Genomic DNA, 20739 nt, shown 5'->3' with positions numbered 1-20739 from the left:
GGTCCCTTTAAACAAAAAAATTACCATTCATGAAACGCAACAGTATCACATTACTATTTATACTCAGCCTGTGGCTGGTTGGATGTACGCGGGATTTTGTAGATGACTCCAAGCCGTACAATGTGCTGAACCCGGATATATTTCCAGAAAGCATGGCCCAGGTAGATTATTTCCTGAATTCACCTTATGCCAACACACATTGTGTTGAATTATTCGGTTTCTCCGGGTTAGGAAGATTCTTCTATAACCTCGACCACACCGGCGATCTGGCCTGGCTGGGCACCAGCGAGTGGAACGAATTGCAGGTACTTCGCATCAACGCCGCAAATAGTTATTCTGGCGCTCCCTGGAGAGGACTATACCGCGGCGTGCAACAGGCACGTACATTTATCGATCAAATCGTTCCCAACTACAAGACCAGGAAAGGCAATAGCCTGTCGGCCACCGACACGCTGGCACTTCGATATAAACTTGGAGAAGCATATTACCTGCGGGCCTGGCACTATTTCTTCCTAATGAACTTATATGCCCAGGAAGTAGTTGTAAAAGGCAATGGTAACAATACCACACCTGGCGTAATTCTTTTTACATCCGACGTCAAGATCGGCGACCGCCAGGATGAAATGCGGCCCCGCAGCACGGTAAAGCAATGTTGGGACTATGTGATCGCAGATCTGAAAGCTGCCATGGCACAACTAACTGATCCGAATAACGGTGTCAAAAAAACCTGGGCAGGTGCAGATAAAGGACGTATCGATTATTATGCCGCAGAAGCTTTACTGGGTCGTGCGCTGATGTATGAAGAACGGTGGACAGAAGCCCGGGATGCTTTCCTGGATATCGTTCAAAATGCGGGCAAGTCATTAATGTCGTTCGATGACTATTACAATATGTGGAATGGTAATCCCAGGTATTCCGCTACAGAAAATAATAATACCGAAGCCCTGCACCAGATCAGCATCGCGAGATCCGGTGACAATGCCATGGCCGGAGGTTCTACTGCATCGGCGGTGAGCCTGCTCATCACGCCTTTCTACGATAATGGCGTACCGGGCGGCGCTACGCCCGGTTATGGCAACATGTTTATGCATGACCGGAACCTGGGCAGGTTCGGATTTCCACAGCAATATTATCCTGTGATGAAAGACCTGGGCACGCCCGGCCGCACCGTACAAACGTCTTATATCGACTCCTGCCGCAACATGAAAACGCTGAAGCGTTATGGCGTAGACCCCGATCCGCGTTTATGGGTATGCGCCTATCAACCCTGGGTAGATTCCGTGATAAACAACACCGCGAAAGTAGCTATACTGCCTTATGGTGGCGGCCCCGAAACAGAATACCAGTTGAACCAGGCGCAGAACAGCAGTATTATTAAACACGGCTGGAGCCTTCGTAAGTTCAATTTATACGATATGCAGGCCAGCCAGAATCCACGTATGCACGGCGCTGATTTTTACTTTACCCGCCTGCCGGAAATATACCTGAATCTGGCAGAATGTTATTGGAAGATCAGCGGCAACAATACCGATGCCGATGCGCTGAACTACATCAACAAGGTACACCGCAGGGCATGGAACCTGCCAGACAACAGCAACCAGCCAATTGACTATACCGCCGTAACATCAGGCACCCAAATTACCAAAGCCAATCTCCATCCCAACAGGGCAGATGCCGGCTTCCAGGACCAATTGGCGTTAAATGCACTCTATTATGAAACCTGGGCAGAAACGTTCGGCGAAGCAAAATGGTGGTTCAATGTGAGAAGATGGAACCTCGGTCCCAACGAGGCGAAGGTATACGAAACCACCCGGGCAGGCGCTATCACCTGGAGCTCCAATAACCAGTACGCCCTGCCCATCATTCAAACGGAGCTGGACAGGAATGTCAATTGTATACAAAACCAGGGATATTAAATACTACCATGGGGATGCGGAACGTGTCCCCATGGTATTGAACAGCCGGTATGAAAAACCTGGCCAAAAGCAAAAAATAATGGAGATATGAAGATGATCATCAGGAGAGGCGCTGCTATAGGCGTATTGGCGTTACTACTGGCATGGACCGCCGGGGCGCAGCAGCCGGTAGATAAAATAAAAAAGATTGGTGATAAACTGATCCGGGAAACGCCCTTCGCTTACCGGCTGATATTACCGGGGCGTAATCCCTGGTTCAACAACCTGCACTTTGTTGATTTCGGTCGCACGTTCGGCAAAGGAAAAGCTGCGGTGGCTTATGCGTATACACAACTCACGTTTCCCCGGGATACCGTTATCACATTAGAAGCAGCGCACAACGATGCCTGCAAGATCTGGTGTAATGGCAGCCTGGTATACGCGAAAAAAGGGAACCAGGATATCGAAATAAAAAGAGATGAACGCAGCATGACGATGCCGGGAGCGTTCACCCTGCATTTAAAAAAAGGCAGCAATGATCTCTTAATTAAATCAGCTACTTCAGGGAAAGAATGGTGCGTATTCCTGCAACCACCCAGCGAAAAAGACGCCGTGGCAGCTGGTCCCAGGGCTTACCCGGAGATTGGGTTAAAGGAAGTGAAACAGGTTGATAAAAGTGTATCTCAATTAGCAGATTGGCTGGTAATTGGCCCCTTTGCGCCTGGTATTGATACAGCCAGAATGCCGGAAAAAGAGATCCGCTTTGGCACCATGTATCCGGGCCTGGCAACTGCCGTTACCTGGACCATCCCAAAAACCGAAGTGTTGGGAGATGTGATCGGCGCTAAAGAATGGGGCACCACCTACCAATGGAACTATCATAACGGTGGCGTAGCCTGGGCTATGCAACAACTGGGCGAATTGACCGGCGAAAAGCAATACAACCAATGGGCGGCCAACTTCTGCGATTTTCAAATGGAAGGAATGCCCTTTGTCGACTACCAGGTAAATGGACTCAGGGCCTACAATTCAGCAAATGCCATGGTTATTAATTCCCGTTTGCTCGATTTTACCCTGGCTCCTTCCCTTCCGCTTATCTATAGGCTTCGCAAAGAGAATGGATTTAAAAATGAAAATCTCTATAAAACATACATTGGCAAAATGATGCACTATGCGCAAACCGGCCAGATCAGGAGTGAAGGTTATACCAACTACACCCGCACTACGCCCGAAGAATATACCGTATGGGTGGATGATATGTTTATGGGTATTCCGTTTCTGGTGCAGGCAGGATTGTATGCCGCTGACCCGGCACAAAAGAAAGCGTTCTTCAATGATGCCGCCAGCCAGGTACTCGATTTCAGTAAACATGTATGGGACAAGGGGGCACAGCTTTATATGCATGCCAACTACTCGCAGCGCCCGCAGGTAAAACTGCCTTATTGGTCGCGGGCCAATGGCTGGGCCATCTGGGCAATGACAGAAGTGTTGATGGCTTTGCCCAAAGATCATCCTAAATACAAAGACATCCTGGCCCTCTATCGAACCTTTTCCAACTCACTGATCCGTTACCAGGCCCCGGAAGGATTCTGGCATAATGTGATTAACCGCAACGACTCTCCCGTGGAAGTTTCGGGCACGGCTATATTCACCATGGCTATGGCAAGAGGCGTTCGCCTGGGGTGGCTGGACCGGAAAAGGTTTACACCCGTAGTTGAAAAAGGATGGAAAGCTGTGGCATCAGAAATTGAGGAAGATGGCACCGTGCATAAAATATGTATCGGCACGATGTGTTCTACCGACGTGGACTATTACCTGCACCGTCCTTTTTTCGACAACGATACGCATGGCTCCTTTGCCGTTATCTTTGCCGGTATGGAAGTACAGAAAATGATGGACGCCAGGTAACCGGCTATGGCAGCGGTTCATTGAAATCCTGCTGGTAAACAACCTGGCCATCGAGTTTGCTCAGCTTTACATAGTCTACCGCACCACATCCTTTGAAGCGCAATATGATTTCATTGGCCTCGCCTATCGGTTTGTTATAGTCTATATTCCAAATCCGCTTTCCATCGAGGTAGAAAGCGGATTTTTTATTTTCTACCCGGATGCCCATAACATGCCATTCAGAAGCGTTGAAGTTGAGGCCACTCAGGTTATATTCATCTCCCATAATGGTCTTTTCTCCGCTGATGAATTTAATATAGGCATAGCCGGCTTCATTGAGGGCAAAACCATGCCGCCCGCTATCCGACAGGATATAGAGCATTACATCCGAACGGGGGATAGCATTTTCCAGAGCGGAATTACGCACCCTGGCTTCCAGCATAAAATTATCACCATTTACCAGTTGTTCTTTATAAAATACATAGCTCACAAAAAGATGATTCAGACGCGCTTCCGGCACTACGCTGTCGAGGGGCATACTTACATACCCGTCTTTATGGTAAGCCTGGCGTATGGGCGCCGTTCTGAAAATGCTTTTTCGTTCATTCCTCGTAAACACCGACCAACCTGGTTTGCGGATCTCGATCCCAATGGTCTTAAATGTTTTTCCTTTATACTGCAGGTGACAGAATCCATCTCCCTCAAAAATATAAGTAGCGTTTACCTGGCCCACAGGCCTGGAAAGCTTTTTACTCAGGGTATCGCCATTAGGTTCCTCAAAAATCAACTGGATATCATCTAATAGTCCGGACGGAATATCGTAGGAGAAGGTGACCGTGAGGGGATTCATGCCTTTGGTGTCCGAGGCGGCGAACGCTATTTTTGAGAGTTGGTATTTTGTATAGCTATCACTGATCTTTAGCGTATACAGCAAGGCGCCACCAATGAGCAGCAGCGCTATTAAGAAATAAATGAGCCGGCGGCTTTTAGGTTTCACTGGCGCTGCCGGCGTTTCCTGTGGGGCTTGTACAGTCTCCGGAAGAAGAATGGGCTTATCCGCGATATCTGTAGACGCAGCCTGAGGCTCCTCTTTCTGCGTCTTTTTCATTACAAAATCGATATAACCAGTATAGCCCAACAAGCGGCATAACACGTCCCTTGTGGCCAACTGTGGGTTGCCGGTGCGTTGCTGAAAGAATCTTTTGAGTGTATTGGCACTGACCATGGTGTTGGTCAGCTCGAATATCATATTTTCCAGTGTCTTAAACTGATCCAGGTCCCAGGAATCCGATGGCCCCCAGGAGGCGAAGCGTGCATTATACTCCCTGATAATTTCTTTAATATATCTTCTGTCCTTTATTTCATCCATGATTTTCCCCGTAGACGTTTGGTTGATTATCGCAGGTCCGGTGCCAGCCTGACAGTTAGTGCGTCAAATATCTATTTTTCGGCGGAAAAAATTGCATTTATTTCCCCTGCCTCCGGGGGCGCGTTTCAAAAATGGTACTTATTTATCCGTTTTGTGCACTTCTCCGCCTTGCTTAAACAGGATTTTTGTTTAAACATTTTATTCATGACAACATCCACGCAACAGCATGTACCGGTATTGATTGCCGGTGGTGGGATAACAGGTCTTTCCGCCGCTTTATTTCTTTTACAACAGGGTATCCAGCCTTTGCTGATAGAACGCCATCGCGGCACTTCCATCCATCCCAGGGCGCGGGGATTTGATATTCGTACCATGGAGTTATTCCGGGAGCTGGGCCTGAGCGAAAGTTTGCGTGAGGCAGGCAAAGCATTAGGGCCAGCCTGGGGCGTACTGCGCGCCAATACCCTGGCTGCAGCACTGGCGCCTATACAGCCAAGGGAAGACGGACAGATCACTTATCCCAGTCAGCTGAAAGGATTGGAAAGCCTGGCGGTGCTCAGTCCTGAAACAGGCGCCCGCTGCACGCAGGACCTCGCAGAACCTATACTGCGGGCAGCGGCAGAAGAACGGGGCGCCGACCTGCGGTTTTATACCGAAATGATGTCCTTTTCACAGAAAGGAGACGTGGTAACGGCCGTGTTGCTCAACCGGGAAACCGGCGCCACCACTACCGTTACAGCTGACTATCTCATAGGAGCCGACGGCGCCAATAGCCCTATCCGGCAGCAACTGCAGTTGCCCACTACCGGCCCCGGCGTATTGGCGCACTTTCTCAATATCTACTTTGAAGCTGACATGGCGGAGCTGGTGCGCAACCGGGAATTCAGTCTCTGTATCATTGATACACCCGGCTTAACAGGTTTTGTATCTGCCATCAATAACAGCGATCGCTGGGCATATCAACTGCGCTACTATCCTGATAAAGGCGAAAAAGCAGCTGATTACACCCCGACGCGACTACTGGACCTATTGCACGCTGCTTTAGGTATGCCGGAACTCCCCATACAAATTATCAGTGTGTTGCCCTGGGAGATGACCGCCCGCGTGACCGACACGATGCAATGCGGCCGCATTTTCCTGGCAGGCGATGCCGCCCATGTGATGACGCCCTATGGCGGCAAAGGCGCCAATACCGGCATTCAGGACGCGCAAAACCTTGCCTGGAAGATGGCCGCTGTGTTAAAAGGGCATGCCACCCCTTCCCTGTTGGCATCATATACCACCGAAAGACAACCCATAGGATTATTCAACACCCTCCGTTCAGCTACCCTGGCCGATGAGCAGGGAATACTAAAAGACCAGGAAATCATGCTACGGCAACCGGCAGGACTGCTGAAAACTTCAAAAGCAACAACCTCCGAAGCACAGAAAGGTATGGAGGTTACCCAAAATGTTAGAACGTTGATCGGTATTCCCGACTATCAATATCCTGTGAAAGTGATTTCCGAATGCCCCCTCCTTCCGCCAGATAAAGTTTTCTATGGCCTTCCCGGTACCCGGGTACCACACCTGTGGGTGGATGCTGCCCGCACCATATCTACTCTCGACTTGCTAAAGGGTCAATTCACATTGTTTGTGCATGGCGATGCTACACCCTGGCAGGCGGCATTAGATGAGCATGATCTTTTCGTGCAGGTGTACCCGTTAGCCGGTGATTTGATACCACAATGGGAAGCAACTACCGGCACCGTGCCCGGTGATGCCCTGCTGGTGAGGCCGGATGGGTTTGTTGCCTGGAGGGGAAATCCGGAAAAATCCCTCCCGATAGCCGCTTTACTGTCGTAAACCAAGGTATGGGTTAGTAAAAAGGTCGGCAGCCGGGACTGTCGACCTTTTATGATGCGCCGGAGATAGTGTTCCTGTCAGGTCCTGATTTCTCTGCGCATAAACAAATAATATGCGGCCGCAAAACAAACGGTAGATGCCGCCACAAGGCCAGTCACCTGTGGCCATACGATCATCAGGCTTTCTTTAAAAGGTAAAGGAGTAGGAATGGCTCCCGCCATTTGCTCCATCGTTAAAGGCCCCAGGCTTCTTACAGATGGCATCAGCAACGTGGTGGCCGCATCTGTATACAGCTGGCTCGGCGCCACCCGTAGCAATGATAATAGCAGGTTATTGTAAGCAATTACCTGCTCCGTTTGTAATGATGCCGGGTCGGGCAATATTGCCCTGACTATCATATTGACAATGATCTGGTAGAAGACCGTGAAAAACAACCATATGCCAATAGCAGTAATAGCAGAAGTAGCAGCATGCCGGAAAGCGACAGACAGGCAGATAGAGAGGCTTAACCAGAAGCCTACGTATACAACACTCAACACCACAAAGGTGAGTATACGATAGAGTTCCGTTGCCTCCATGGGAACGCCGGTAAGGATTAGCCCTGCGCCGATCATGAGCAATACCAGGCTTAAGAAAAGTGTTCCTACGATGAGCAGGGCTGCATAAAATTTCGCCAGCAAAAGGCTATCGCGGTAAACCGGTTGCGCCAGCAGGCGAACTAACGTGCCATTATTCTTCTCCGCATTGATGGCATCGAAGCCCAGCGCTATTCCCAGCAAGGGGCCCAGGAAGCTGATAAAGATATGAAAGGTGGGCAACGAATTATCTGAAGTGGTTAGTAATTTCAGGTAGATAAAATCGTGATCAGGATCATTGTAATTACGCGCCACCTGCCCCAGATTGCTCAGGGATACATACATTGTTCCCGCAAACGTAAAGAGGATGAGCAGGAGCATCACAATAAACCGCCAGCTGCGGATATGGTCTCCCACTTCCTTGCGTACCATTACCCCGAAGGAACTTAACGCGGGTTGCTTTGACAAAAAATTATTGAAGTAAGCTAGTGAACCTGCCATTGAAAGCTTTCTTTTTTAACGTTATGCTCAAAAAAACGATGATAGATTTCATCCAATCCATATTCTTTTTTGTGTACTCCGGTTACATCCAACCCATTTTGTACAAAGAGCCGTACAATATCGGGGGTAATGTCGGTGTGGCACGACAACGCCACGGTAGTAGCGTTTATCCCGACGCCGGTAACGCCGCTCAGTTGTAGCAGTTGTTGCTCCAGTTCTTCCGCGGCCGGTAAAGATTCCCTGACGGTAATCTCCACCGCGAAGGAGTCCTTCCCAAACAAGCTGCGTGATAAGGTTTCCATGTTTCCTTCCGCCAGCAACCGGCCTTCTACGAATATGCCTACACGATCGCAGATTTGCTGCATCTGGTGTAGGTGATGCGACGACAGGATCACGGTCAATTCTTCTTGCCGGCTGAGCTGCCGTATCAAGTGGAGGAAATCCCTTATCCCGCTGGGATCTATACCCAGGGTAGGTTCATCCAGTATCATCACCGCTGGTTTCCGGATCAAGAGGTCAGCCAAACCGAGCCGCTGTTTCATACCACGGGAATAGGCTCCTGCCTTTTTGTGCATTTCCCCTCCCAGTCCGACCATTTCCATGGTGCTCCTGGCGCGTGATACAATTTCCTTTTCCGGGATGCCGTTGAGACGACCAATGTACATCAGGTTATCAAGAGCAGACATATTATCATAGAACCCTGCACTATCAGGCAGGTACCCGACTTTACGCCTGACGCCAATCGGGTTTCGGGTAGCATTAATGCCACAAACCACGGCCTGCCCGTCCGACGGTTCTGCCAGGCCCAACATCATCAGTATGGTGGTGGTTTTTCCGGCGCCGTTGGGTCCCAGCAATCCAAATATTTCCCCCTTACCAATTTTCAGCGAAAGGTTGTCTACCGCTTTTACAGTACCGTAGTATTTTGTCAATCCATGCAGTTCAATAATGGGATTTTCCATAACACGTTATCTCCTTCCATATTTACGAATCAGGTAATACACGATTCCGAGCGACAACAGGATCACCGCGATACCTATCCAGCCCGCCAGTGGAGACGTTTTCACCGTCATCCGGAAAGTGGCGTTACTGTTCACATTATTATTCTTAACGGTGAAATTGGTCACATAGTCACCCGCAATTGTTTTATCAGGCACCTGCAGCCTTGCCGTAACATTTTGTTCTTTTCCCGGCTCCAACCTGTCTATTTTGGCGGGTTCAAAGGTGGCGCTCCACATAGTGGGCGCCTGTGCCGACAGCTCCAGTCCTTCCAGTGGTAAGGTGCCGGTATTCCTGACGGTTAATTGAATCTGTTTGTTGCGGCCTTCCGTGATATCGTCGCTCAGCCGGCCGGACGGCGTGGTTAATTCAACCCCATAGCTGCCGGTTACCACGGCTTCCAGGTCAACGTGCAGGGTATCTCCTGCTGTAACTGCTGCCACCGGGATGGTATATTTTCCTGGCTTCACTGCTGGTGCAGCAGCAATTTCGATGGAAATATCCTGCGTTCTGCCGGAATCCATTCTCAGCCCGGCTATCTGGCTGCCTTCCGTACGGAATAAGGCCGTCCAGCCTTCCGGAGCAGCTGCCACTAATTCATAAATCTGCGTATGTCCGCTACCGTTATACAGGCTACCATTGTACCGGAACGGCTCTTTAGCGGTAGATGCGATGTTGATCAACCTAACCGTAAACGCGGATTTCGCTTTACCAGCAGGCCTCTGGGCATGAGCCGGCGCCATAAATGCGAAGAAAGAAAAACAACAAAAAGCAATAGCATAAACTCTCAGATCATTAAATAACACTGACATAGTGAAAAGTTGACAATTAAAATATTTAGGTGGTGAAAAATAAAATGCCGTAAACTGCTCCCGCGCTGAGGGAATAGCCATATCATATACCAGGTTGCTTCAGCAATGCTAAAACAACGATATCGGAATATTAGGTGCAGGAAGTTAGCTAAACAGACGGCCCGTCCTTTTGAGAGAGGAAGGCATGCAGCGATTGTACTTTAATCGTGTTGGGAATTGTTCTGGTAAGAAAGGTGGCCTTGATGCCTGTTGACTTTTGTACGACTGTCTTTTTGCTTTTAAAGATGCTCATCATGCTAAATGAAATTGAATTGATTAAAAACAAGATCAAATAGAAAAATACCTTGCTGTGTATGGTGGTGTTCTTACGGATGTTTTTCAACACCAAAATTTTCTGACAACAGCGATAAGCGAAAGTTAAATGTTCAATTGTTATAATAATGTTAAAACCACACAGCTCTTGATGGCAGGGCGGTACGCCGCGTTGCTATTCTTTACAGTCACTTGTACGAGGTGTCAGACATAATAACAACATTACAATGGCGGCCACGATAACCAGCGATATTAATGCAAAATCGCGCGCTAAATGTCCTGCATCGGAGGAACGTCCCAGGAAATCGGTGATCACTGCTCCGGAAAATACGCCTCCCATGTTCATGAGCCCATAGGCGGTGGCCCTGCTCTTGGGAGGCACAAACTGGCAGAGGATGGGCATATTGTTGGCGTCGAACATGCCAAAGCCAACGCCGAAACAAAAGGCTGCGGCGACCAGGAAAACCGGGGCATTGCCCAGGCCGAGGAACAGCAACGCCGGCACAGTAAGGCTCAAACCTATAGCACTGGTATAAATGCGGCCCTTCAGGTTGTGCTGCACCCAGCGGTCCGACAATGGCCCGCCTATTACCACACCGATAAAACAGGAAATCGCAGTAGAAATAGTGGCCAGTGGCCCGGCTTCACTCATGGGCACCTCTAATGATCCGGAGAATAGTGTGGGCAGCCAATTTTTAATGGCCCATCCCGGGATGCTTGGAATGGAAAAATACAGGAAGATAATCCAGAAAGGCAGGAGCGACAATACGCCTTTTATACCACGGAAGAACGGCGTTTTTTGGCCGGGCGTTTCAGGGTCCGCTGCTGGCCGGTGTTCGCGGAGGAACAGGATCAGCACCAGTGAATAGGCGATGCCGATCAGGCCAAACCAATGGAATGTTTGCTGCCAGGAAAATGCGGCGGCAATAGTAGCCCCAAAGCCTCCCAACGCCTGCCCCATATATAGTCCGGTCATATGAATACCCACCGCCAGCGACCGTGTCCGCGTACTGTGATAGTCAGCAATCAGTGAAAGTCCGGCGGGAATATATAGCGCCTCGCTGATTCCCATGACGGCCCTCAGCCAATACAGCTGGTCGAAACTGGTAGCATATCCCATCATCAAAGTAACGGCTGACCATACGAACAAACTGCCTACAATGAGGAATTTCCTGTTGACCCTGTCGGCAATGATACCTGACACGGGCGACATCAATCCGTAGATCCACAGGAAGATCGCCATCAGCCTACCGAAGTTGGTAGCGCTTTCCAGCGCTGGCAGCTGCTGCTGGATGGCCGGCCGCATAGTGGCCAGCATCTGTCTGTCGAGATAATTCAGTAATGCTACAAACCACAATAATGCCACTACAATCCATGGATAATACTTACCGTTCTTCATAACCTTTGATTGTTTGTTGACTTATATCAGCGTAATATTTTGGTAGCTGTTAACACGTGTGGTGTCCTGGTGCCTGGCCTTACCTCTCCTCCCGGCAATACCAGCATGCCATTCCAGTCGACCAGCGTAGTTGTAACCGGCGCCCAGTAGCTGCCATTAGGATTTGCCGGCGCGTCGGCATTATGCTGCGTAGCCATGCGGCCCTGTGGTTCCCAATGATCTCTCCCGGTATTATAAGACAAGATCTTATCAGAAAAACCGGGATGCTGTTCCCGCAACGCTGCCGCCTGGGCGGCATGCTTACCATCATCCCCTCCCAAAATGGTGAGTTGATGAACCGCTGTTTTCCAGGCGGGCGTGGGCGCTGCCACCACGGGTGCAGGCAAGTCGCTCACCCGCTTCCACCCTGCGTCTGGCTGATAACGATACGCATCGCTCAGGTAGTTTCGGTTACCATTTTCCAGTGCAGTACCGCTAAACAGGTAAAAATCGGGGCCGTCGGTTCCCGCCACTGCCAGCATGCGCGCCGGGCCGGGCCAGGACGGTAATTGCTGCCAGCGGGAAAGCGTATCTGACCCAGAAAGATCCAGCATATAAAAATCATTCGCCGCAACCTGGTCAGCAGGAGCATGCAGGCCACCGGCAACGTATATACGATTTTCGGCTATGGCTCCGCAAGTATTAGCCAGTGGCACTGGCAGCCCCGGTAAAGTATCTGTTACGATCTTCCCGTTCTGCCAGCGGAGCCGGAATACATCGGGATAATGTCCATCAGCATTACTGCCACCGATACAGATCAGGCCTTTCCCATCGGAAATGGAAACCCCATAGCCCAGTGGCTGTGGCAGTTTACCAGCCAGCCGCCATTTTCCACCAGGCTTATCCAATATAAAGATATGATCATACCAAGTTTTCTTTCCACCATTCCAGGGCGTCCCACCATGGGGGAAATTGCTACCGCCGGCCACTATCAGCGCGCCATTCGATGTGCCGGCAAATGACCCTGCAAATCCTGTAGAGTCGGGAATCGGCGGCAGGGTATCCCAATGTAGCGGGAGCACCATTGCTCCCGCCCCTGGGTTGCTACAGTTTTCGTTCATCAAAAAAGATAAAGCCATTATGATAAAAAAATATTTGTGCATGCTTTCTGCTTATGCCGTGGTTACATTTTCCAACACTTTAGCAAAATCAATTTGCTGGAGATAGCTGTCAACTTCCTCCACCTGTGTGCTACCAAGTGCCTGCAATGGCAGGCGACAAGGCCCCAGGTCTGTGCCCAGCAGTTTCATAATGGCCTTTTGTGCAGGGATGGGCGAATGCCATCCCAGGCATTGAATCATTTTTACCGCCTGGTACTGCAGCTCCCTCGCCCCAGCGATATCGCCTTTATTAAAAAGCTCCATGACCCGCAGGTATAAAGGCGCCGCAAAGGTGTAAGTACTGCCAATCGCTCCCTTTGCCCCTACCGACAACGCCGGCAGTAGCAGTTCATCATAACCAAAAAGGATATCGAACTTACCGTCTTTATAGTTTAAGCAGGCCTGGTACTCATGCAGTGTAGCGGCTGTATACTTAATACCGGCCAGGTTGGGTATCCGCGATTCTCCCAACTGCAGGAACTCTAACGGATTTACCGCCACCCCGGTGATGGCAGGAATATGATAGTAATAAAATGGCAGCGATGGTGCAGCCGCTGCAATTTCCGCCATACAATCTACCATGATACGGGCCGATCCTGGCTTAAAGTAAAATGCAGATACGGCCGAAACAGCATCGGCGCCGGCCAGTTGCGCATGCGCCGCCAGCCTGCGCGCCTCCGCAATGGACGCATGTCCCACATGTACCATTACCAGGCAGCGTTTATTTACGGCCTTCACATAGGCGTCAACGGTAGCCATACGTTCTTCCGTAGTCAGATTCGGACCTTCCCCGTTGGTACCGCAGATAAATACACCTTTGATACCCTGGTTAACCAGGGTATCGACAAGTGCTGGTACCAGCGAAAGGTTAAGGGAACCGTCGTCATTAAATGTGCTGAACGTAGCAGCGATCAATCCTTGTACTCTCATGGGTTATACTTATTTTTTGCTTGTTTGCTGCAGCCACTTCGTATTGAATTTCTTTAATACCAGGCTATAGTTGAATCCTTTATTCTGTTGAGTATTCGTTTCATAAAGACAGTAAATCGTACCATCCGGACCAGCAGCCATATCACTATAGCCGGCAGGACCACTGTCCAATACCTCGTGCATGTTCCAGGTATTACCATCATCAAAAGATACGCTGGCGGTAAGGTTGGCGCGCGGATGTTTTTCGATATCCCGGGTGTCGGGATTAACAAAAACCAGTGCCGGCTTACCTTCCGGACGCCAATCCTTTACATGCACGATGCTGGCCATGCAGGTGGGGTCAAACAACGCTGACTCGTACCGCACGGGGCTCCAGCCGGTGATACCATCTTTGCTCTCGCTGAATGCGCGGCGTTTCACCGGAGCAGGATTACGCATACTTAACAGTACACGGTGATCGGACAATTCCACCGGTTGGCTTTCACTGGGATTGGGCATGCGGGCAGAAGAATCAGCCACAATAGCACCGCTGTGCCAGGTTTTCCCGTGATCATCACTATAGATAGTGGCCACACAGGAAGGGCCATGACTTCTCCTTGGTGTGAGCTTGCGGGAATTGGCCAACCAAACAGCTGCCAGTAAACGGCCGGAGCTCAACTGTATACCATGACCAGGACCAGGCGCCAACACATTCCAGCTGTATGCCGGTTTAAACTGATCGTATACAGCGGTGATATTTTCCGGCTGCGACCAGCTTTTCCCATCATCTTCCGACCGGATGTACCACGCGTCTTTGTAATCTTTCTGGTACAGCAGGTGCACTACGCCCTTGTCATCTACAATCGGCGTGGGATTTCCTGCCGGCCCTGTGCGACAGGTATCAATTATATGGATTTCACTCCAGGTCTTTCCGCCGTCGGTACTGCGACGCATCACCAGGTTCATATTTGCCCAATCACTGGCAGTCCCTATCCGTGCCTCACAAAAGGCCAGTAGGGTTTGCTTCTGCGTTAGCACAAGGGCAGGAATCCTCATGGACGCGTATTGGTCGTCCGGCTCAAATACAACGTGCGACTCATTAATGATATGGGCCGAAGCGGTGCGGGTACTGCGGCAGCCGCCTGCCACAGCAATGGCGGCGATCATCAAAAGGCAGCACCTGGTCTTTACTATTTTCATCTTAGCGTGATTAGTATTATTTATAACCATCTGTTTGTGTCATCTCCGGGTTGTTAGCTAATACGGTGGTATTCACCGGCCAGAACAACGGCGTGGTTTTACCCTTCAGATTGGGCACGTAGTTGTATACATCAATAATGCCTGCCTTATGAAAGCGTACGAGGTCAAACCAACGTTTGTTCTCAAAGAACAGCTCGCGGCCACGCTCATTCAGGATCTCTTTCTCCAACGCTGTCTTCGTCATATCGCCTGCATAGACATCCACACCGGCCCTTAATTTCACATTATCCAGGTATTTTTTACTGTTGTTTACATCCTCCAGCGCCGCATAGGCTTCCGCCTTCAGTAAGTACAGATCCGCCAGGCGATAGATGATCAGGTCGTTGTCGGCATACCGGTCATCTGCATATACGGTTCCCGGGTACTTGGTGATCCAGCTGATTTTCGGACCCGAAGCGTACATATCAGCGATCCAGGTATATGGGATACGTTTGTCGGCCGGGTTGGTAAACAACGATTTCGACAAGGGACTGATCTGGTATGCACCCTGACCATTGGTCGAATTTTTAACATATGGAATCTGTTCCTTGTTGATAGCCCCTTCCAGTACGTCTTTAAAAGGTAAGGCATTCTTCGCATAGTTGCCACCGGGTGTTTCATCTTTATTGTAATAGGCAGCCATCAATACTTCGTTGTTAGCAGCAGCCCGCACACCGGTTACTTTGGCAAAATCTGGCTGGAGTGATACCCCGGTACTTTCTGCTTCCGTGATCGCTGCCACTGCAGCCTGCAAGTCTGCTGGCCCGCCACCGGCCACGCTGGCCTTCCATAACAAAGCATCAGCTTTCATGGCCATCACACTGCCATAGGCAAACCGGTATTTAGAAGGATAGTTTGTTTTCGAAAAATCAGTCATCGCCGTAAACTGTGCGGTAGCGGCATCAAGGTCGCTCAGCACCTGCGCCATCACTTCTGATGCGCTGGCTCGTTTATGCAGGATCACATTTTCATCTGTGATGGCTTCCAGCACAATGGGCACGCTACCAAATACACGCAACAGGTGAAAATAAAAATAAGCGCGCAGGGCCAGCGTTTCGCCCACTATCTTCTTTTTCAGGTTGGGATTGGCCGCGAAAGCAAAGCCCTGGATCTTCTCCAGCAGGAGATTACAGTGACCAATACCCCTATACCACTCAGAATAATTAACTGCTCCGGAGGATGGCGATAGTGTTTGCGACCAGGCCACCGTGAAGCGGGAATTGGTAGCAGAAATCAGCTCCTCGCTTCTTTCGGTACCATAGGTAACGTTGTTGGCTATACTACGCATCACTGTATAGATGCCTACTACATTCGGTTCAAAATCCCCTTCATTGCGGAAGAACACCTGGTCGGTAATCTGCGATTGTGGCTTTACTTCCAGCAGTTTGTCGCAGCTGCTAAGCAGCAATGCCAGGAAAATTATATAACAGCTCGTCTTTTTCATACGTCAAGTTTTTAGATGATAGAAACAGCATCAGAACCGGAGGTTGGCGCCCAGCGAAAATTGTCTCGGCCTCGGATAACCGCCCGGATCAAATCCGCTGTAGATCTCTGGATTCAGTCCTTTATAAGCAGTCAGGTATCCTACGTTATAGATGCTTCCGGAAATATTGAGTCCGGATACGCGGATGCGTTTGAGGAGAGCGCCGGGCAGCTCATAGGAAAGCGTGATCTCACGTAGTGCCAGGAAATCTCCTTTTTCATACATCACGGATACATCTGAGTTATAACTACTGTTATTTCCGAGGGTGGCATTGCGGAGGTAGTTCCGTTGACCGTAATCATAGTCAGCAAAAGAGAAGCGGGCATACTTTTTACCTTTATCCCCTTGCTGCTTCCATACATCGTCTGCCAGTGCCTGCGCCGGAGCGCCTTCGTTGAAAGCGCGGCCTTGTCCCATAGAACGGGCCAATGCACCATTGCTGATCATATGTCCCAGGGCATAGTCCATGTTAATACGCAAGGAAATGCCCTTATAGGTAAAAGTATTCTGGAGACCGCCCATTTTATCGGGGTTACGGTAACCGATAAATACCTGGTCCTTTGTATCAATTACGCCATCGTTGTTAACGTCTTCGAAGATAAAGTCACCTCCGCGCTTACCTACCTTTATACCCTGCGGAGAAGCCAGGTTGTCCTTTATTTTGGCATTCCAGGCGGCTGCTTCTTCATCGGTTGCAAATACGCCCAGCACATGGTAACCATAGATGGCATAAGGGCGTTCCCCTACTGCGAGGCCACCGGCTTCCACTTCTTTACCCGCGGCTTTGTCGTAGATGATATCGCCGCCCTGGCGGTTTTTAGCGCGACCATTATCCGGTAGATCTGTGATGATCGTTTTGTTGAATGCGAAGGTAAAATTGGCGTTCCAGCTGAACGACTTTGTTTTGATGACAGTACCGCCCACGGCTACCTCGATCCCCCGGTTGCGCAGGGAGCCGTTATTATAAGTGATATCGGGGAACGGCGCCTCCGAAGGCAACGGTTTGGTGGTCAGCCTGTCTTTCGTAAGCTTGCTGTAATAGTCCAGCGAGAGGTTCAGGCGATTATTAAAAAATCCTGCATCGAGCGCAATATCGGTGGTGACGGTAGATTCCCAGCGGAGCCTGGGATTGGAAAGGCCTGCACGGACAATGCCTGAGTTGAGCGCATAGCTGGCCGGGTTGTAATCGCCATAAGTATCGGCGATGCTAAGACCGCTTAATCCCGCTGCGCCCCAGCTACCGCGCAACTTCAGGCTACTTACCTTACGGCTATGCCAGAAGCGTTCCTGGTCTATGTTCCAACCGGCAGAAACAGATGGAAAGAACGCATATTTATTGCCAGGTGCAAAGTTGGAAAACCCGTCATAACGCAGGGAGCCTCCCAGCAGGTAACGCATTTTATAATCGTAGCTAAACTGCCCGAAAAGGCTGGCTGAGCGGCTTTCCCCCAATCCAGTGCGGAAGTCGACCACGTTGCTGACCACCTGGCCGTTTATGATGGTGGTGGGGTCTTCTTCTATCGTATATACGTAATCGTTAGCCGCCCGCTGGGAACCCATATCTTTTTCGTGGTTGGTATTGCGGGTGAAGTTCATCCCGGCCAGCGCGGAGAAGTGGTGATCACTATGTATGTTGAAATCGTATTGCAGCACCTGGTCCAGCATCAGCTGCCGGGAGGCGTTGGTATAGTCGTCTTTCCAGCGCAGCATAGACGGCTGGATTTCATCGGACGGCGTGGCCTTGCGCATGAATAGCTCTGTGTAATCTTCTAGCATATAGGAAAGAGACGGGCGCCAGTGTAATCCTTTTATGATGGTAAGGTCAGCACCTACCCGGCTCACCAGTCGTTCGGTGTTGGTGCGCGTATCGTCGTATTTCAGCGTATGAAAGCGATTACGCACGGTATAAAGCTCCCCTGGGGCAGGATTGCCGTCATCTTTATAAATACGGATCAATGGCGTGATACGGATAGCGCGTACCAGGTCGTTCTGATAAGCATCCACGTAATTGGGTATCACGTTCTGATAGTTGATCATGAATTCGAGGCGGAGGTTGTCCGATGCACGGTAGCCGAAGTTGCCGAGTGCATTATAGCGTTGGTACCGAGTGCCTACCAACACGCCTTTCTGGTTGGTATAACCCATAGAAAAATTATAATCGGCTTTATCGGTACCGCCACTGAGCGTTACGTTATCGGTGTTGCTGATACCGGTGTTCCAGAGCATGTCCTGGTAGTGGTTATCTGCAAACAGGAGTTTGGTTCCCGGGTTAATAGGATCGTCCATCGTTTGCCAACCGTGTGCCAGGAGGTTATCTACATAGGCCTGCCCTTCTACCTGTACAATATTGTCGTAGAGCGCAGTGAGATAGGTGCTCTTGCCATACTGGCCTTTTTGGGTAAATTTTTTTGTGCCGGCAGAGAAGCCGCCATTATACAACAGGTTGTTCTTGTCGAGTGCATCGCTGGTAGCGGCAACAGTGGTACGTGCCAGGCGCAGATAGTCGGCTGCACTGAGGTAATCGTAATCCCTGGCTTGTGTTTCCCAGGTGGTGCGGTGATTGAGCGTAACGGTGGATTTAGTATTCAGTTTTCCCCGTTTAGTTTTTATCACGATAACGCCGTTGGCGCCCCGGGCGCCATAGATAGCGGTGGAAGCCGCATCTTTCATTACCTGCAGGGATTCGATATCATCGGGGTTGACGTCGTTGATAGTACGGAAAACATCATCTATTACCACGAGTGGATTGGTGCCTTCTACACTTCCCAGCTGGGCGCCGTTGTTGTTGCCGAGGCCGGCACCATACACATTGGGCTTGGTACCACCACGAATAATAATGTTGGCTGCGCCGATGCCTGGTTGTCCCTGGTTGATAGGTATAGATACCCCTGCCACCTTGCCCTGCATGGCCTGCACGGGATTCGGATTGGGGTTGTTCTTCAGTTCGGCTACATCCATTTTAGCAATGGCTGCGGTATTCTTTTTCACTGATTGTTCCGTATAACCTACAATCAGTACTTCTCCTAATTGGGAGGAAGATGTGGCCAGTGTAATGTCGATGGACAGCCGGTTGTTGACCGGTACCACCCTGGCGGAATAGTTCATCATCCGGAACAACAGGGTGTCGTTACCGGAAGGTAACCGTAGTGTAAAGTGGCCATCGGCGCCGGTAGCGGTCCCTGTACCTGTTTTTCCTTTTACCGCTATGCTTACTCCTATAAGCGGTTCGTGCGTGGTAGCATCTTTTACGGATCCTGTAACAGTAAATCCGCCATTCTGGCCAAAGCTTTCCTTTACCCCCGATAATAACAGGAGGCAGCAACAAAGTTTTAATAACCTCATTTGCGCGAGTTTAAATGTGATGTATAGGTCCTTTTTTCACCACAGGAACAGATATGCGCAGACGCGCATTATTCCTGAACGTGGAATCCCAGTTAATTCATAACGTAAAAATAGTATTAGTAGTTATGTTCTACATAATAAATGTAGGAATTGTTTTTTGATTTCAAAATATTTCGGGAGAAATTTTCGGAGCAAAAAAAAGCGGCGCTTCTTGCGCCGCTGTCAATATCGTTTATAGCACGAGAACTCAGCGTTTGCTTTTCTGCTGTTGCAACCGGTCGAGGTGCGGCTGCAGGTGCGCCTGCATTCCTTCCTTGAAGTCCTTCACGGTGCCTTTGCGTAGTATTTTAACCAGGTCCTGGTGAGAAACCTTGCCCGAAACGCCTTTCCTATTTTCCAATTTCATCACGTAGCCGAAAACCGGCAACAGAAGATTCTGAAAACGTTTCATCGTTTCATTCCCTGTCATTTCATATAACTTACCATGGAAGGCAATTTCATTGCCGATACGGAAGTTCTTGTCCTTCACTTCCCGTGCCACGATCTCATCCAGTTCATCCAGGTCGGCCGGTGTTTTACGGAGAAACAGTAAATCGGCAATACCCATTTCCAGCACCAGCCGTAATTCAAACAGGTCCTGTAACGTAGATTCGTCCATGATCTCGGGTGTCAGCACCTTTTCAAAAGTGCCCACGATATCCGGATTTGAGATGACCATGCCGGTCTTTTTCTTTGTTTCAATGATTCCCAGCATTTTAAACCGGCTGAGCGCCTCCCGTACCACATTCCGGCTAACGCCCAGCGCTGCAGCCAATTCCAGCTCCGTTGGCAGGGGATCGCCCGGCTTAAAATTTTCCTTTGCAAAATATTCACGCAGACTGGCTTCTACCCTTTCCGCCATGGATCTGGAAGCGATCGGCTTAATACCGTTGACCATTGATTTCATTTTTGTACTACAATTGAACAAATTTACATAATTGGGGAGATTTTCAAAAGCAGGCCGTTTTAAATAAAATAAAGAAGCTTCCGGTAA

15 protein-coding genes are annotated in these 20739 nt (G+C 49.8%); 3 read left to right on the top strand and 12 right to left on the bottom strand.

The annotated features are described in order from the left end of the window. The first annotated feature begins 29 nt into the window (after positions 1-29). Both HGH90_RS10775 and HGH90_RS10770 read left to right on the top strand, forming a co-directional pair. Positions 30-1916: a RagB/SusD family nutrient uptake outer membrane protein gene (locus HGH90_RS10775; protein ID WP_169191065.1), complete on the top strand. Its 1887-nt coding sequence runs from the start codon at positions 30-32 to the stop codon at positions 1914-1916. Between the two features lie 87 nt (positions 1917-2003). Further along, complete coding sequence (locus HGH90_RS10770; protein WP_169191064.1) at positions 2004-3803, top strand: glycoside hydrolase family 105 protein; 1800 nt, start codon at positions 2004-2006, stop codon at positions 3801-3803. 4 nt (positions 3804-3807) lie between these two features. On the opposite strand, the gene HGH90_RS10765 is transcribed toward HGH90_RS10770, so the two are convergent. Next, complete coding sequence (locus HGH90_RS10765; protein ID WP_211172619.1) at positions 3808-5151, bottom strand: hypothetical protein; 1344 nt, start codon at positions 5149-5151, stop codon at positions 3808-3810. Positions 5152-5355: 204 nt separating this feature from the next. Between HGH90_RS10765 and HGH90_RS10760 the strand changes: the two genes are divergently transcribed. Next, the gene (locus HGH90_RS10760) at positions 5356-6996 is read left to right on the top strand and encodes an FAD-dependent oxidoreductase (protein WP_169191063.1); all 1641 of its coding nucleotides are present in this window, start codon (positions 5356-5358) and stop codon (positions 6994-6996) included. 77 nt (positions 6997-7073) lie between these two features. Here the strand turns inward: HGH90_RS10760 and HGH90_RS10755 are convergent, their stop codons facing one another. From HGH90_RS10755 to HGH90_RS10705, 11 genes are all read right to left on the bottom strand, one after another. After that, the gene (locus HGH90_RS10755; RefSeq protein WP_247680050.1) at positions 7074-8072 is read right to left on the bottom strand and encodes an ABC transporter permease; all 999 of its coding nucleotides are present in this window, start codon (positions 8070-8072) and stop codon (positions 7074-7076) included. Beyond that, the gene (locus HGH90_RS10750) at positions 8057-9034 is read right to left on the bottom strand and encodes an ABC transporter ATP-binding protein (RefSeq protein ID WP_169191062.1); all 978 of its coding nucleotides are present in this window, start codon (positions 9032-9034) and stop codon (positions 8057-8059) included. The genes HGH90_RS10755 and HGH90_RS10750 overlap by 16 nt, the downstream gene beginning before the upstream one ends. A 6-nt stretch (positions 9035-9040) precedes the next feature. Continuing rightward, positions 9041-9883 carry an NEW3 domain-containing protein gene (locus HGH90_RS10745; RefSeq protein WP_169191061.1) on the bottom strand — a complete coding sequence of 281 codons (843 nt, stop codon included), beginning with the start codon at positions 9881-9883 and terminating at the stop codon, positions 9041-9043. A 148-nt stretch (positions 9884-10031) separates the two neighbouring features. Beyond that, positions 10032-10178: a hypothetical protein gene (locus tag HGH90_RS10740; protein WP_168767417.1), complete on the bottom strand. Its 147-nt coding sequence runs from the start codon at positions 10176-10178 to the stop codon at positions 10032-10034. A gap of 192 nt (positions 10179-10370) precedes the next feature. Next, the gene (locus HGH90_RS10735) at positions 10371-11594 is read right to left on the bottom strand and encodes an MFS transporter (RefSeq protein WP_168767418.1); all 1224 of its coding nucleotides are present in this window, start codon (positions 11592-11594) and stop codon (positions 10371-10373) included. Positions 11595-11620: 26 nt separating this feature from the next. After that, positions 11621-12694 carry a kelch repeat-containing protein gene (locus HGH90_RS10730; RefSeq protein ID WP_247680051.1) on the bottom strand — a complete coding sequence of 358 codons (1074 nt, stop codon included), beginning with the start codon at positions 12692-12694 and terminating at the stop codon, positions 11621-11623. Between the two features lie 51 nt (positions 12695-12745). After that, the gene (locus HGH90_RS10725) at positions 12746-13663 is read right to left on the bottom strand and encodes a dihydrodipicolinate synthase family protein (RefSeq protein WP_168767420.1); all 918 of its coding nucleotides are present in this window, start codon (positions 13661-13663) and stop codon (positions 12746-12748) included. Positions 13664-13672: 9 nt separating this feature from the next. Continuing rightward, a complete protein-coding gene (locus tag HGH90_RS10720) occupies positions 13673-14842 on the bottom strand; it encodes a sialidase family protein (protein ID WP_169191060.1) in 1170 nt (389 codons plus the stop codon). 16 nt (positions 14843-14858) lie between these two features. After that, positions 14859-16325 (bottom strand): RagB/SusD family nutrient uptake outer membrane protein, encoded by a 1467-nt coding sequence (locus HGH90_RS10715; protein WP_169191059.1) that lies wholly within the window; start codon positions 16323-16325, stop codon positions 14859-14861. A gap of 30 nt (positions 16326-16355) precedes the next feature. Then, positions 16356-19706 carry a SusC/RagA family TonB-linked outer membrane protein gene (locus HGH90_RS10710; RefSeq protein ID WP_169191058.1) on the bottom strand — a complete coding sequence of 1117 codons (3351 nt, stop codon included), beginning with the start codon at positions 19704-19706 and terminating at the stop codon, positions 16356-16358. A gap of 247 nt (positions 19707-19953) precedes the next feature. Then, entirely contained in the window at positions 19954-20652 is a 699-nt protein-coding gene (locus HGH90_RS10705) for a FadR/GntR family transcriptional regulator (protein ID WP_248276995.1), read from the bottom strand. Between the last annotated feature and the right edge of the window lie 87 nt (positions 20653-20739).

It is taken from the genome of Chitinophaga sp. Ak27, from assembly GCF_012726295.1.
In the GTDB taxonomy this organism is placed as follows: Bacteria; Bacteroidota; Bacteroidia; order Chitinophagales; family Chitinophagaceae; genus Chitinophaga.
Note: the sequence above shows the minus strand (reverse complement) of the source record. Positions and strands in the feature narration are given on the sequence as shown.

Excerpts from the sequence above, each read along its gene's own strand:
- HGH90_RS10715 (WP_169191059.1), bottom strand. The coding sequence starts at position 16,325 with ATGAAAAAGACGAGCTGTTATATAATTTTCCTGGCATTGCTGCTTAGC.
- HGH90_RS10755 (WP_247680050.1), bottom strand. The coding sequence starts at position 8,072 with ATGGCAGGTTCACTAGCTTACTTCAATAATTTTTTGTCAAAGCAACCC.
- HGH90_RS10710 (WP_169191058.1), bottom strand. The coding sequence starts at position 19,706 with ATGAGGTTATTAAAACTTTGTTGCTGCCTCCTGTTATTATCGGGGGTA.
- HGH90_RS10770 (WP_169191064.1), top strand. The coding sequence starts at position 2,004 with ATGAAGATGATCATCAGGAGAGGCGCTGCTATAGGCGTATTGGCGTTA.
- HGH90_RS10765 (WP_211172619.1), bottom strand. The coding sequence starts at position 5,151 with ATGGATGAAATAAAGGACAGAAGATATATTAAAGAAATTATCAGGGAG.
- HGH90_RS10735 (WP_168767418.1), bottom strand. The coding sequence starts at position 11,594 with ATGAAGAACGGTAAGTATTATCCATGGATTGTAGTGGCATTATTGTGG.
- HGH90_RS10705 (WP_248276995.1), bottom strand. The coding sequence starts at position 20,652 with ATGAAATCAATGGTCAACGGTATTAAGCCGATCGCTTCCAGATCCATG.
- HGH90_RS10745 (WP_169191061.1), bottom strand. The coding sequence starts at position 9,883 with ATGTCAGTGTTATTTAATGATCTGAGAGTTTATGCTATTGCTTTTTGT.
- HGH90_RS10775 (WP_169191065.1), top strand. The coding sequence starts at position 30 with ATGAAACGCAACAGTATCACATTACTATTTATACTCAGCCTGTGGCTG.
- HGH90_RS10760 (WP_169191063.1), top strand. The coding sequence starts at position 5,356 with ATGACAACATCCACGCAACAGCATGTACCGGTATTGATTGCCGGTGGT.
- HGH90_RS10730 (WP_247680051.1), bottom strand. The coding sequence starts at position 12,694 with ATGAACGAAAACTGTAGCAACCCAGGGGCGGGAGCAATGGTGCTCCCG.
- HGH90_RS10725 (WP_168767420.1), bottom strand. The coding sequence starts at position 13,663 with ATGAGAGTACAAGGATTGATCGCTGCTACGTTCAGCACATTTAATGAC.
- HGH90_RS10740 (WP_168767417.1), bottom strand. The coding sequence starts at position 10,178 with ATGATGAGCATCTTTAAAAGCAAAAAGACAGTCGTACAAAAGTCAACA.
- HGH90_RS10750 (WP_169191062.1), bottom strand. The coding sequence starts at position 9,034 with ATGGAAAATCCCATTATTGAACTGCATGGATTGACAAAATACTACGGT.
- HGH90_RS10720 (WP_169191060.1), bottom strand. The coding sequence starts at position 14,842 with ATGAAAATAGTAAAGACCAGGTGCTGCCTTTTGATGATCGCCGCCATT.